Below are 13,247 nucleotides of genomic sequence, written 5' to 3'. Positions count from 1 at the left end.
CATTAACCGACGGGCAAACAACAGGTGTGATCGCGCTGAGGCGAACCGCCAATCTTGCCCGGCGGCAAAATTCGACCAGAATCAAAAAATAGAGTCCGGTTTTGCCCACAAGCGGCGCCGCGACTCTGTTTTTGAAACGTGTTCGCTACCCCAGCTTCTTCCGCTTAGCTACGCAAATGTTCCGGAAGCCAAACCCGTGCTTCCAAAACCTTTGCTAGGCTAATGCTCAGAAGCTCCCGGGGTAGCTCTCACTCTGTTTTTGAAACGTGTTCGCTACCCCAGCTTCTTCCGCTTAGCTACGCAAATGTTCCGGAAGCCAAACCCGTGCTTCCAAAACCTTTGCTGGGCTAGGGCTCAGAAGCTCCCGGGGTAACTCACACTCTGTTTAAACGGCCAAGTACTTGGTCAAATAGTCGGCTAATCCGTCCTCGTTGTTCGGCAAAGTGGTGATATCATTGGCGGCGGCCTTCACCGCAGGAACGCCATTAGCCATCGCCACGCCCCAACCAACATGGGTCAACATTTCCAAATCGTTGACCTCATCGCCAAACGCAATGATGTCCTTATTGGCAATATCAAAATACTCCGCCAAATATTGAACGCCGCGATACTTGTTGATGCCTTTCTCGACGATTTCCAAAGCGTTGATCGCGCCGCCCCAACTATTCATTTCAATATTCGGATATTTAGCGTAGAGCGTTTCGCGAATGAATTCTTGATCCTGATTATCCACGAAAATCGTCAGGGAAGTGGGATCCGCCTGCAGATTTCGCTCGTTTAAAACCTGATCTGGACCCAGCGCCTTAGGAAAGAAGCCGATATCCAAGTCAGAAACTCGGTCAGCGTAAACAAAATTTTTACCTTCCGCTGCGATCATTTCGATCGGCAGGTCTTGCTTCAACTTCAAAACATCAAAAACCAGATCCCGCGGAATCGCTGATGAATATTCCCCAGCCCATTGATGTTCAGGAATGTGGATCAACCCGCCATTGAAATTCACCATCGGTCCTTGAAGCCCTAACTGATGATAATAATTCTCGCTGATCCGATTTGGCCGACCGGTCGCGATCGCCACCATATGTCCTTGCGCCGCGGCCCGGTGCAACACTTCAACGGTTTTCGCCGTGATCTTTGACTCGTTGTTCAACGTTGTGCCATCAAGATCTAAGGCAATCAATTTCTTTGTCATAATGATTTCGGTTACTCCTTATTTCAATCTTTCACTTTAAATTGCTTTTTTAATTTTTCTCAATTTTTCATACAATAAATCGGTATGTTGCTTTATTTTAGCAAAAAATAGCGCATAAATAAAGCAGATAATTCAGAAATGGCGCTTTGTTCTGGTATTTCTCGTCCCAAAAATTGCCTTAGCTCGTTATTTACGTTGATCCAGGTCGGAGCCAGCACCAACGAGTTTGGATTAGTCAAGTGGGCACGTTGCATAGGTTGACCAACTTCGCTCGGTTCCTTAGACAATCTTAGTCAATCCTTGAGTGAAGGCCAATGATTCGGTTGATTCGTCAAGACGCTGCCTGAGCTCATCAGACAAACTGTACTGGTGTTACCAATTTAAAGATGGCGACCACTAACCACGGTCGTCAATTGCGTGGTGCCCCATCAATTAGCCATAGCTTGCCAGCCGGCGTGAGCGCTCAAACGACTGTTAAAACGTTGAGCGGCTGGAGCGGAGAAATTCGGGGTGAGATCGCCGTGTCGTTATTCTTAGCGGCTTTGCCGCTTAGAATAAGGCCTGATTTTGAGACAGCCGCGCACTTTGTGGATTGGCTCAAAACAGCGCCCACAGCGAGCTCACCCCGAATTTCGCAGCGCAAGCTGCGGGCAACCAACTTTTGCGAGACGAATGCACAGAAGGCTACCCAAGCCAGCGTGAAAACACGCTATTTGTCAATTGCGCTTTTGTAAGTGAATCAGTATAATGACGGTAAGGAGTGATAGCAGTGGAGCAAGCAGAAGCAATGCAAGAGAAGATTCTCGGCGCCTTAGAAACCGTGATCGACCCAGAATTAGGCATCGATATCGTCAACCTCGGCCTGGTTTACGAAGTTGAATTAGACGACGACGGCCTGTGCTCGATCAAGATGACTTTGACGACCATGGGATGCCCGTTGACCGATTATTTATCCGAAGCCATTGACACCGCCGTGATGAAACTACCTGAAGTCAATGATGTCGCGATTGACTTAGTTTGGTACCCCCAATGGACACCGGAAATGATGAGCCGTTACGCGCGAATCTCATTGGGGATCGGTTAGTTTTACCAAATCAAGGAGCTGATGAAATGGCCCAACCACGAATTTATCGCATGAGCTTTGGTCAGATCTACCCGCTTTATTTACAGAAAATCACGAAAAAAGGGCGCCAACAAGCCGAATTAGATCAAGTCATTACTTGGCTGACCGGCTATTCGCCAGCGCAGGTCCAAGCACAGATTGCCGCGCAAGTTGATTTGTATACCTTTTTCGCCGAGGCGCCCGCCTTCAATCCGAAGGCGAAACTGATCACCGGGAAGATCTGTGGGGTCCAGGTGGAAACGATCGCCGAGCCGTTAATGCAACAAATCCGTTACTTGGATAAATTGGTTGACGAATTGGCTCGCGGTCGCGCCATGGCGAAGATTTTGCGGACGTGAGACCAAGAGCGACCCCATCCCGTTCAACAAAAAAAGACCGCATCAGCGGCCTTCACTGTCATGACAACGGTTATTTTTTACTTGCAAAATAGGCCGTTAGCCGTTTAGCTTCTTCGTCAGTGGGTTCGCTTTCGCCTGCTTTGATTTGATGGATTTTCTCCACAGTAAAGTGACTTTCGAACGCGATCTGCGTGTCTGTCAGTTCTTTCTGTTTCTGAAAATCAATCAAAGCTTGGCCGATAGTTGATAGTGCCATTTCGTCATACCTCCTTAATGTCAGTCGGAAATTGGACTCAAGTTAATTTTAGCATTAATCTAGAGAGATACAAAATAAAATGTAGGTGAAGTAGATGTCAAATCAAGATTTATCAAGTTTCCCCACCGGCGAGTTCGCCGCTTTCTCAACCACAAAAATGGCTAATTTCCTGCCATATAGCGAAAAAACAACCATGACCATGGTCAAAGCCTTCTTCGGCGCTGATTATGGCAAGAAGGCCGACGTGATCAACGAGCGCCTGGTTGTGCTCGGGAGTGAAGGTTGGGCGCCAGTGGAATACGGCAAGATCATCGCGCGTTTTGTCAATAAGAAATATAAAATTATTGACGGCGACTACTATCGCCGCAACTTCAACGCGCCGATCATCGACGAGCAGGGGCAAGGCATCCACTGATTTCCTCAAAATCACTGGGGCAATGATCTGGCTGACCGGATGCCGCACGCAATACCTGTGAACGAACTCATTCAAACAACTGAAAAAAGCATTTCCGGTGTCGTGGTGGTCCTGCTGGACGTCATCCACGTGACGGAAATGCTTTTTTATTTGGGTGGAAAACGGGCAATCAGGATCCTCGAATCGGGGTTTCAAACGGGACCCAAAGACCGGGACGCCCAAAAAATCATGGTCGCCAAGACGTCCTTTGAACCTGTGCCCATAACCGACCAAATCGGACTAACTAACCCGCTTGCCAGTCAGGTAGCACCTGATAAATCAGCGGCGTCAATGGTGGGGGTCAGCCCTTGCGGGACTGCTTAAGCGTTCAGCCCGGCTTGAAGTTGTGCCAGGGCCGCTTGTTGCAGATAGTTCGGCAGTTCTGGCAATTCCTTACTCTTCAAATGCGTAATGACGCGAGGCACCTTCAGGTCAACGATCTGGCGTAAAATTTGAACCGCTTCAAAATCGGTTTTACCATCATCTCGGTCCGTGATTCCGGTGATGATCGCTTCCGGAGTTTGGAAAGGATCAGTCGTGCTGAGCACAATGGCATCGGGCAGCTGTTCGGACTGAACAAGGGCGCTGGCCAAGGCTGTCTGAGCACCTAAGGTCATTTGATCTTGTGTTTGTCCGCGCCGAATCTCCCGCAAGCCCGCGGTGGTTGTCACCGGCGCGCAACTGAGCCAAGACGACCAACTGGTTTGGAGGTCAGCCCAAGCGCTAGTCAATGGCAATGCTTGCTCGTGGAAACTGGCAGCTAGGCGCAAGGCGTTTTTGGCTAGAGGCCAGTTAGTAGTCAGTTCAGCGCCAGCGGCTACGGCGGCCAGTGGACTGTCCGGCCCGATTGCGGCCAGGACCCGTTTGATTGGCGCGCCTAAAAGTTGCGCGTAGCGGGCGGCCAGCACCTCGCTTAAATCATCACTGGCACAAACAATCGTCAATTCCTCAGCAGGTGCTTGTTGGGCAATCAGGAAGTAGCTCAAAATTTGCGGAACCAACACGCTTAATTGACCACCGTCCACAGGAACATAGACTTGGCCCGCAGCCTTAGTGGTCTGACTGAGAGCCGCTTGTTCGGCCTGCCAGCCCGTCAAAGAGTTCAGTGACGCTGTTTCGTCAACCGCAACGGGGGTGACCTGTTCCGCTAAACTTGCTGCGGCAAACTGTTTTTGAACCAAAGGTGGCACTGTTGCAAGGGCCGCGTAGCCAGTTAGATGGTTGCCGGCGTCCAAATGTTCTGCCAAGGCAATCAAGGCATTGGCGTCGTGCGCCACCAGAGCTAGCGGTTGAGCCGTATCCACGAGGGACTGCACCAAGGCCGTGTTCCAATCAGCCGCTGACATGGTTAGTCCGGTGGCCATCTCGGCATAGCGCGTCGCCAATTTTCCCCGTTTCGGGGTGACCGCGATCGGCGCCCGTTTACCCCAAGTGGCTGTTAAGGCTGTTGTCGCCAGCGTCGTTAATTCCGTTAAGTCACGCTCAGGTAAGAACGCCTGCAAAATCGCCGCCAACAAATCTGGGGCCGCCGCTGTTTGCCAGGTGTCATCCAGTGGCGCTAACCCAGTAGGCACAACCACGCGACCATCGTTACGATCAGCGCGCCAAGCTGCCATTGCATCGGTCAATGCTGTTAAATCATCACCAAATTGATATTTCACCGTCATTTAAGTCCATCCTTTGTCTCTGTTTTGATCACGGCATTTAACTTCTTGTTACGTGGTTAAACGCTCTCATCTATATTTTAACGTAGTTTTGTGAAAAGACCAGCAGTTCTCTGAAAAACTTCCAATTTTTTCCAGAAAATTCACTGGGCAAATTGTTGGCAAGATCAGGCGGGTATCGTTTGAACTGACTGGTTATTATTCTTGATTTCTTGTTTGATTGCTGGTGTGGTGGGTTTGGTTGGGTACGCAACCGCCTCAGGACGTTTATCGTGGCTGGAACGCAGTGGGCACTGTTTTGAGCCAATCCGCAAGCCCGGCGGCTTGTCTCAAAATCAGGCCTTATTCTAAGCGATAAATCGCTAAGAATAATCTCACCGCTGAGCCACACGTCCTGAGGCGGTTGCTAGGCAGAATTGAGCCTATCTGTTATCGAAGCGAAGGATTTGAAGAAGTGATTTTGCAAGCTAGAGGTTAAAACAATTGCCCACTTTTGAGGTGGTACAGCAACGCCAACGGATTCGGATTAGAAGGTGGTACAGTTTGCATCGGTTGAACATCTTTACCCGCTCCATAAACAATTCTTGATGAAACCGACTAATTTAACTGATTTATCAAGATCATGTCCTAGTTCATCAGGCAGACTTCACTGGTGTCACCAATTTCAAGCTGGTGACCGCTAACCACGGTCGTCAATTACGTGGCTCCCCATCAACTGGCCATAGCTTGCTGGTTGGCGTGAGTGCTCAAACGGCTGTTATAACGTTGAGCGGCTGGAGCGGAGAAATTCGGGGTGAGATCGCCGTGAAATTGTCCTTGGCGGCTTTGCCGCTTAGGACAAGGCTCAGCTTTGAGATTTTCGGTGCTCTTCCGAAAAGCTCAAAGTGATGCCCACAGCGAGCTCACCCCGAATTTCGCAGCGTAAGTCGCGGTCAACCTACACAATTATCTAGGCAGACAGCTGATCATCCTGCCGTTCAAAAAGTATGGATTTTAGGGTATAATAACAAAAGACTGGGCTGGACAGCTCACCCGCAAAAAACAAGGAGGCGGCCATGGATTATTTGAAAAACATCGACCATTTGGCCCGCCGCTACGCGACAATCCTCGACATCCAATTGCAAGTTGAGGAGATTCGGCGTTGTTGTGCTGAATTGCAGTCCGGACAATTGCTGTCGCGGCCTTTACCGCCGCTATGCTTGAACGAGTCGATCTGGTGGCAAATGGTGACTGTTGCCGAGACCCAAGCGCTGAGTTTGTCCGTGGCACAACACGATTTTCAACAGCTGGATCATTTACTCCATCATTTTCGTAAATATTTGCAATATCACTTTGGTCAGTGGACCCTGATCTCACAACAAGCGTTGACGATTTGGACGCGACAGTGGCCCTGGCGGCGTTATTTAGAAGTGATGGCCGGTGATGGTCGGCTCGCCGCGGCTCTGGCGGCGCGCGGCCAACAGGTGATCGCGACCGATAGTTTCGCTTGGCAGGGGGAGAATTTAACTGGTCGCCAGACTTTCTTCCCGGTGCAGCGGTTGACGGCCACGGCGGCGGTAGCACAGTATGCCCAACAGGTGGACGCGGTCATTTTGTCATGGAGTCCCAATAATGATCCGACTGATTTACTATTGTGGCAACAGTTACAACGGCTACCGGCGGCGCAGCGACCGCAATTGCTGGTTCTAGGTGAGGTATTCGGCGTGACGAACAGCTTGCTCTTTTGGCAGCAGGTCCCGCACCATTTCTCGGCGCCGGCACAACTGATCTCCCGCTATTTGCCCGCGACCAGCGACGGACTCCGTGAACAATTACGGGTTTATTGAAATTCCAGTGCTAAAAAATCTAATGATAATAAATGAAACAAATGGAGAATTTTCAGAAAAGTTAAGGGTCGGTGAAGATGAAACGACGAATGATTTTGGACTTATTATTAGTGGTGCTCAGCGGACTGCTGGTCTTGTGCTTTCAACAGGACGATCAGCGGAATAACCAAAGCCAGCTCGATCGGAATGGCCTGTCCGAGAATAGTTTGATCATTACTGGTGGCAAGAAGCTGGCCGTGACGCCGCTGATCAAAACGTTAGCCAGTAGTGATCTGGATAATTTCCAGTTGCAATTGATCGATAACAAGGACGATAATTTTTCCTATATTTACATCAAAGGCGATGTGACCGAGGTGATGCCCACGGTTTCAGGGCGTTTGCTTAATGCCAATGACTTTCAGTCCGAAGTGCCCTTTGTCCTCTTAGGTAAGAACCGCCTTAAGGAAGCTTACAAACCACAATCCCAAGAGTATTTTCTGAAAAATGATCACTATTTGGCGGTGATTGGGGTGATCGGGACTAGTGGCGATTACGCAATCAACAATCATATTTTCATTTCACTTTCACCTAATCAAAGCGATCAAAATTTAATGACGACCGATTTTCGCGTGGTTTATGACCCGAAAGAGCCGAATAGCGCGCAAACCAAGGAAATCATCAAATTATTTGACGCCAAGAAGGCCACACGGTTGGTGGATACTTCGTCGGTTCAACGGGAACGACAAGGCTGGTTCCAGCGGTCAGGCATCTTGTTGACACAAGCGATCCTGATATTTACGGTGATGGCCACGCTGGCTTGGATCATGATCTACTATATTGTGTTGGCCGGTCGCGGTTTCGATTTGGGTGGTTTTCTGAAAGAACAACTGCGATTGAAATTGTTGGGGCAAACTGCCTTTCATCTTTTTCTGCCCACATTGCTAGGTTATTTCATTGGTGTGAAAATTTGGTCGGCGAGCCACGCCATGGTGATCCTAGGATTATTGTTATCATTTGACGTGGTGGCGTTACTGATCACATTCTTGTATTTAACTTTTTCACGGAATTATCCACGGTTGCAACAAGCGGTGGATCAGCTCAATCAGGAGGAATTCAAGCATTGACAACGACCGAACAATTACCAGTAGCCTTTTGTCAGAAATATCAAGCGCTACTTGGTCCTGAAGAAGCTGCCCGTTTTCTGGAAAGTTTCCAAGCGCCGGCGGAGAAGGGCTTCCGCCTGAATCCTAAGAAGGCCAGCAGTGCTAATCCCGAGATCATGGCGCTCCGTGCTGCCCATCAACCGATTCCGTGGAGCCCTCAAGGTTATTACGGGCAGGTCAAGGGGTTGGCCATTAGCCAAACCTCCGGGGCGGTTTACAGTCAGGAGCCTAGTGCCCAGGCGGTGGCGGCTTTGGCGGCACCGGCGCCGGGGAGCCGGGTGCTGGATCTGTGCGCCGCGCCTGGCGGGAAAACCACTCAGTTGGCCAGTCTTCTAGGCGAGACCGGGTTATTGGTCGCCAATGAAATCGATCCGCAACGAGCCAAGATCCTTTCTGAAAATGTGGAACGATTTGGGTACAGCAATGTGGTGGTGACCAATCATGCCCCCGATCAGTTGGCCCAGTTTTTCCCGGCGTTCTTTGATTTGATCGTTGTGGACGCGCCGTGCTCGGGTGAGGGCATGTTCCGCAAGGATCCAGACGCGATCCAGTACTGGGAACCCGACTATCCGTTGGCCTGTCAACAACGGCAACGGACAATTTTGACGGAAGCGTTGACCATGCTTAAGCCCAATGGCAGCTTGGTTTATTCGACTTGCACGTTCGCGCCAGAAGAAGACGAGGAAAATATTGCTTGGTTGCTGGCGCAAGAACCGCGCTTTCAAGTCGTCGCGCCAGAAGGTCCTGGCTGGGACCAAGTTGATCGCGGGCGGCCAGCCTGGGGCGCTAATCGACCTGAAATGACGGCCACTCTACGCTTTTGGCCGCAGAAATTGCGGGGTGAAGGTCATTTCATGGCCAAATTGATCCGCACGGACGTCCATCAATTGACTGAGCCCCTTCAAGCTGAACCTGGCGTGACACCACCGCGCCTCAACGAGTGGGCCGAGCGCGCCGCTCAAGAAGTGACTTCAGACCAGCGGCAATCTTGGCCATCAGCGCCATCCAATAGTCACACTGCCAGAACCAAGTTGGCTAAACGCGGAACGACCAAAGCTGACAGTAAGCTGCCGCAAGCGCTGACCGCTGCTGAAACCCAGACTTGGACCACTTTTTTGCAAGAGAATCGCTTGACCTTGCCGGATTTCTTCGCGCAATTGACCCTAGTGCGGGTGCAAAACCAGTTATTTGCTCGGCCCAACTGCCTACCGGCGGATTCGCGGATCCGCTACGTGCGCCGCGGGTTGTGGTTAGGCGAATGGCGCAAGAACCGCTTCGTGCCCAACCAGGCCTTGGTCATGGCCTTGCCCGCAACGGCTTTTGGACAAATCCTCGATCTGTCGGCATCTGACTATCAACGGTTTCGTCATGGAGAAACCGTCTCACTGGCCGCCACGATGATGGCTGAACTGGGATTGCACAAGGGTTGGTATCCCGTGGCCCACCAAGGCTTGATCTTTAGTTGGGGTTATTTGGTGGATACTACGATCAAGAATTTCTACCCGAAAAATTTGCGAACGCGTTAAGCCAGCCAGACTGTGAGTAGCGCGACCAAGCCAACCAACGAAATGTTAAAATAAAAGGTCAAGAACGCCTGGTGTGAGATCATCTTTCAACACCAAACAACACCAAAAATTCTAGACCCAACAAATGCCAATCTAAAAAACCACCAAACCAGAGTAGCCAACGGTTCCTCTGGTCTGGTGGTTTTTTTCAATACAGCAGCTTTGGTGGCAAAATCTGACGCCAATACTGGCAGAATCCGCCGGCGCTGGTTGCCAAGCGCCGCGATTAGCTAAGTGTTCAATCAGTTTGGGTGCCAGCGACAAGTTGGCAGCGTTCAACCGCGCCGGTGGGTCAGGGCGGTTGGGTCCAGACCGATTTGCTGGCCGAAATTAGCCAAATCCGGGCTCAAGATCAGCGGAACCTGGCGGAGTTCGTGAACACGGCGGCAACCCAGCAGGTTCAATAAACCGCGAAATTCAGCCAGCCAAGCCGCAAAGGAGGTTACCATCGCCGCCTCGTCCTGATGCAGGGCCAAATGGAGAAAGTAACCAGACATGCCCACGAAATCGGCGCCTAGCGCGAAGGCTTTGATGGCTTCCCAAGGCGTTCTGATCCCGCCACTGGCAAAAGTTAGAGGCGTGAAATGACCGGTTGTTTGCCAAATTTGTTGGCGGCCTAGCAAACTTTCCACGGTTGAAAGACCGAAATCGCTTAAATCAGAAAGTAGAGGTTGGGACCGGCGTTCGTTTTCAATCGCAATGAAATCGGTGCTGCTGGCGCCAGAAAGGTCAACGCCGGCGATGCCCCAAGCCGCAAAGTCGCGCAGGGCAGCGGGCGCCATTCCGAAACCGACTTCTTTGGCGATCAGTGGGACCTGGCTGCCCAGCGCTTGTTGTAGTTTTTGAAAGTTATGGCGCCAGTGAAAGTCTTGATCTCCTTCAGGCATGGCGAATTCCTGGGCCGCATTCAAATGGATCTGTAAAGCGTCGGCCTGCAGCAAGGTCACCATTTGAGTCGCCATAGCAACGGAATGACTAGCACCCAGATTAGCGAAAACAACCCCTTGGGGATTCTCTTGGCGGACGATCGTAAAACTTGGCGCTAATTCTGGTGCTCGTTGTAAGATGCTCATGGAGCCAACCGCCATGGGAATCTGAAAATGAGCGGCCAAGTGAGCCAACTTGCCATTGATCGTTTGGGCGCTATTTGTGCCCCCCGTCATGGCATTGATGTAGATCGGTGCCTGCACGGTTTTGCCAAACAAGGATCGGGCCAAGTCAATCTCGGTTGGATCCGTTTCCGGCAATTCTGGATGCAGCAGGCGCACTTGCGCGAAATCAGGATGGCCTTGGGGATGTTGGCGATAGAATTTCTCCGCCAAAGCCAAGTGGGCGCGCTTGCGTTGCGCTTGTTGTTGCAGCGGGTCGATGGCTGTCATACATTCGCTCCTGTTAATTCGAAAACAGTTAAGGGTAGGGTGGTGATCTGATGTTGGTTCCAAGCCGAAATCAGGCGGGCCTGATCAACACTATGGTCGGTCAAAACAATCCCACAATCGCCACCACCGGCGCCAGAGGATTTCGCGGCGCCGCCATAATCTTCGGCGATCTGGCAAAGTTCGGCCAATTCGGGTGTTTCGATATCCACCTGCGAGAAGACGCCTAATTGCTTGATCAGTTGGCGATTCAGGCGAATGCCATCCTTGATGACATTGACTTCGGCGGCCTTGATGCCTTTGATCATCGTTTCCACACAGCGGCGACTGGATTCTAAGAAATTCTGATACTGCTGCTTTTGCGCAAATTTGGCGATCGTGATCCGATCGACTAAGTGACTCGTTGACGCTGGTGAGCCGGTCCAGCCGATCAACAGTTCCAACTCGCTGGGTACGCGTAATAATTCGATTTTCAAGCCGGGCCAATCACTGGCGATGATCTCACTAAAGGTATTGTTCTTCAAAACAGTGCGCAGCCAATCCTTGTCGAAGGTGCTAAAGGCGATCCAGCCGCCGAAAACACTGGCCGCGATATCGCCTAAGGAGCCGTTACCTTGAACGTTGAAATGCGCGATGGCGGCCAATTTGAAAATATCCAAGCGATTCAAAGGCAGTTGATAGAATTCGATCAGCGCTTTGACTGTGGCTACGGTCACCGCTGCAGAACTGCCTAACCCATATTTGCGGCCACCTTGATCCTCCAATTGACTGTTGATATCCAAATCAAAGACCCGCAGCGTGTGCCCCATTTCCAATGCCAAAGCCTCAACCACGCGAATCGCTTCCAGAATATAATGATAAGGATTATCCCGATTGTCGAAAATCATTTGATCGCCGCGGCGACGCCAGTGAAAATTAGTTTCCAAATATTGTCGCGAATTGATTGTCCCTTGATCTTGGGTCTCCGTGATCGAAACGGTGATAAAACGATCTAGCGCCACAACCAAAGCCGGATGACCAGGCTCCAGAACCGCGTATTCGCCTGCAATATATAATTTTCCCGGTGCCTTTACTGTAATCATGCAATTGATCGACCTTTCCTGAATGAATTAATCTTTTGAAACTGTTAAACATTTGCAGCTTTCAAACATTGCAGCATTCAAACATTTGCAGCAGTTAAAACATCTGCAGCAGTTAAATTGCAGCAGTTAAATCTTTTAGCGTTATGACATTTTATCGTTATTGCTGAGAGACGACGCTTGCGCTGCGCCTCTTCAGATGGGAGATGGGACGCCCGCAATCTGTCCCCGCGGTCAAAGGCTGCCGACCTCAATCTCGGTAAGCGACGCCAGGTCCCGGTTGGCAGATCGTACACTGCAATTGGGGTAGCGCTGCCTGCAACTTTTTGACCACGGCGGCGGCATCTTGCTTAGCACATAGTAGTTTAGGGTTGGGACCGGCGTCAAGCGTTATGTAACAACTTAACCCTTTTGTACGAAATTCCTGGACCAACTGCCAGATTTTCAAGGTCATGGGGGCAAAATAGGTGAAGGGCGGCACCGCGCTCAAGGTGGTGGCGTGCATTTGCATCGCGTTGGCCTCGGCGAGCTGACCGATTCGGGCAATGTCGTGGGCAGCGATGGCCTGAGACATGGTGGCGATCCCACTCTCCGCGGTTTGGACCCACGCGGGGTAGAAGGGGGAGGTTGCCACAGATTGCTGCATCCCGGCGCTGGACAGGACTTTCTTCGGGCGCTGGTCAACGAGGACCGCAATCACCACAATGGGGAAATCGACTGTCGCCAACAAGGGTTCCGCGTAAGAGCTTTGGTCATCATGACCAGCATGCCAAACGACAAACCCACCGAAAATCGAACGGCACGCGGAGCCAGAACCGTGCCGAGCAAAAATCGACAATTCGCGCGGGGATAGTTGCAGCCCCGCAGCCTGCGCGCCCGCGGCGGCCAACGCGGCGAACGCCGACGCGGAGGAGGCCAAGCCCGCGGAGGTCGGGACATGATTTTCAGTTTCAACGCGGGCGAAGTTCGACCAGCCAGCCGCTTGCCGAATCAAGTTCAGCATGCGGGTTATTTTAGGACTGACCGGTTGTGCCACCCCAGCAAAAACAAACGAATCAGCGGTCTGATTCGTTTGTTTAGGCAGAAATTCGACCTTGGTCTCCGTATAGAACTGATCCAAAGTTAAGGATAGCGAACTGTTATACGGCAACATTTGTTGAGGATCTTGCTTGCCCCAGTACTTGATCAAGGCAATATTTGTATAGGCGCGAGCGGTAGCCATGGCGCAACTCCTT

15 protein-coding genes are annotated in these 13,247 nt (G+C 51.1%); 9 read left to right on the top strand and 6 right to left on the bottom strand.

Features of this window, described 5'->3' with window-relative positions; genetic code table 11:
• Window positions 1-385 precede the first annotated feature (385 nt).
• Window positions 386-1,189 (bottom strand): Cof-type HAD-IIB family hydrolase, encoded by an 804-nt coding sequence (locus EKM94_RS00635; RefSeq protein ID WP_125595930.1) that lies wholly within the window; start codon window positions 1,187-1,189, stop codon window positions 386-388.
• A gap of 386 nt (window positions 1,190-1,575) precedes the next feature.
• Here EKM94_RS00635 and EKM94_RS00630 point away from each other — a divergent pair, with 386 nt between their 5' ends.
• Genes EKM94_RS00630 through EKM94_RS00620 form a run of 3 tightly spaced genes read left to right on the top strand, consistent with a single transcriptional unit; the run spans window position 1,576 to window position 2,650 of the window.
• Complete coding sequence (locus tag EKM94_RS00630) at window positions 1,576-1,923, top strand: hypothetical protein (RefSeq protein WP_125595927.1); 348 nt, start codon at window positions 1,576-1,578, stop codon at window positions 1,921-1,923.
• A 53-nt stretch (window positions 1,924-1,976) separates the two neighbouring features.
• Window positions 1,977-2,273 carry a metal-sulfur cluster assembly factor gene (locus EKM94_RS00625; protein ID WP_125596378.1) on the top strand — a complete coding sequence of 99 codons (297 nt, stop codon included), beginning with the start codon at window positions 1,977-1,979 and terminating at the stop codon, window positions 2,271-2,273.
• 26 nt (window positions 2,274-2,299) lie between these two features.
• Window positions 2,300-2,650 carry a DUF2200 domain-containing protein gene (locus tag EKM94_RS00620; protein ID WP_125595924.1) on the top strand — a complete coding sequence of 117 codons (351 nt, stop codon included), beginning with the start codon at window positions 2,300-2,302 and terminating at the stop codon, window positions 2,648-2,650.
• A gap of 70 nt (window positions 2,651-2,720) precedes the next feature.
• Here EKM94_RS00620 and EKM94_RS00615 read toward each other — a convergent pair whose 3' ends face one another.
• On the bottom strand, window positions 2,721-2,906 hold the full coding sequence (locus EKM94_RS00615) for an LBP_cg2779 family protein (RefSeq protein ID WP_125595921.1): 186 nt from the start codon (window positions 2,904-2,906) through the stop codon (window positions 2,721-2,723).
• A gap of 94 nt (window positions 2,907-3,000) precedes the next feature.
• On the opposite strand from EKM94_RS00615, the gene EKM94_RS00610 reads away from it, so the two are divergent.
• Window positions 3,001-3,321: a hypothetical protein gene (locus EKM94_RS00610; RefSeq protein WP_125595918.1), complete on the top strand. Its 321-nt coding sequence runs from the start codon at window positions 3,001-3,003 to the stop codon at window positions 3,319-3,321.
• 57 nt (window positions 3,322-3,378) lie between these two features.
• Window positions 3,379-3,684: a hypothetical protein gene (locus tag EKM94_RS00605; RefSeq protein WP_125595915.1), complete on the top strand. Its 306-nt coding sequence runs from the start codon at window positions 3,379-3,381 to the stop codon at window positions 3,682-3,684.
• Here EKM94_RS00605 and EKM94_RS00600 read toward each other — a convergent pair.
• Window positions 3,681-5,027 (bottom strand): hypothetical protein, encoded by a 1,347-nt coding sequence (locus EKM94_RS00600; protein WP_125595912.1) that lies wholly within the window; start codon window positions 5,025-5,027, stop codon window positions 3,681-3,683. The genes EKM94_RS00605 and EKM94_RS00600 overlap by 4 nt on opposite strands.
• A gap of 669 nt (window positions 5,028-5,696) precedes the next feature.
• Between EKM94_RS00600 and EKM94_RS00595 the strand changes: the two genes are divergently transcribed.
• The 4 genes from EKM94_RS00595 to EKM94_RS00580 all read left to right on the top strand — a co-directional run bounded on the left by EKM94_RS00595 (window position 5,697) and on the right by EKM94_RS00580 (window position 9,518).
• Window positions 5,697-5,912 carry a hypothetical protein gene (locus tag EKM94_RS00595; protein ID WP_125595909.1) on the top strand — a complete coding sequence of 72 codons (216 nt, stop codon included), beginning with the start codon at window positions 5,697-5,699 and terminating at the stop codon, window positions 5,910-5,912.
• Window positions 5,913-6,079: 167 nt separating this feature from the next.
• Window positions 6,080-6,850 carry an SAM-dependent methyltransferase gene (locus EKM94_RS00590; protein ID WP_125595906.1) on the top strand — a complete coding sequence of 257 codons (771 nt, stop codon included), beginning with the start codon at window positions 6,080-6,082 and terminating at the stop codon, window positions 6,848-6,850.
• Between the two features lie 77 nt (window positions 6,851-6,927).
• On the top strand, window positions 6,928-7,953 hold the full coding sequence (locus EKM94_RS00585; RefSeq protein ID WP_125595903.1) for a hypothetical protein: 1,026 nt from the start codon (window positions 6,928-6,930) through the stop codon (window positions 7,951-7,953).
• Window positions 7,950-9,518 (top strand): RsmB/NOP family class I SAM-dependent RNA methyltransferase, encoded by a 1,569-nt coding sequence (locus EKM94_RS00580; RefSeq protein WP_125595900.1) that lies wholly within the window; start codon window positions 7,950-7,952, stop codon window positions 9,516-9,518. The genes EKM94_RS00585 and EKM94_RS00580 overlap by 4 nt, the downstream gene beginning before the upstream one ends.
• Before the next feature lie 314 nt (window positions 9,519-9,832).
• On the opposite strand, the gene fni is transcribed toward EKM94_RS00580, so the two are convergent.
• The 3 genes from fni to mvaD all read right to left on the bottom strand — a co-directional run bounded on the left by fni (window position 9,833) and on the right by mvaD (window position 13,234).
• Complete coding sequence (gene fni, locus EKM94_RS00575) at window positions 9,833-10,936, bottom strand: type 2 isopentenyl-diphosphate Delta-isomerase (protein ID WP_125595898.1); 1,104 nt, start codon at window positions 10,934-10,936, stop codon at window positions 9,833-9,835.
• Window positions 10,933-12,015, bottom strand: a complete 1,083-nt coding sequence (locus EKM94_RS00570; protein WP_125595896.1) for a phosphomevalonate kinase — start codon at window positions 12,013-12,015, stop codon at window positions 10,933-10,935. Before EKM94_RS00570 ends, fni begins: the two co-directional genes overlap by 4 nt.
• A gap of 247 nt (window positions 12,016-12,262) precedes the next feature.
• Window positions 12,263-13,234 carry a diphosphomevalonate decarboxylase gene (gene mvaD / locus EKM94_RS00565; RefSeq protein WP_125595894.1) on the bottom strand — a complete coding sequence of 324 codons (972 nt, stop codon included), beginning with the start codon at window positions 13,232-13,234 and terminating at the stop codon, window positions 12,263-12,265.
• Between the last annotated feature and the right edge of the window lie 13 nt (window positions 13,235-13,247).

It is taken from the genome of Lapidilactobacillus achengensis, assembly GCF_003946655.1.
GTDB lineage: Bacteria > Bacillota > Bacilli > Lactobacillales > Lactobacillaceae > Lapidilactobacillus > Lapidilactobacillus achengensis.
This window is presented reverse-complemented; position numbering and strand designations above follow the sequence as displayed.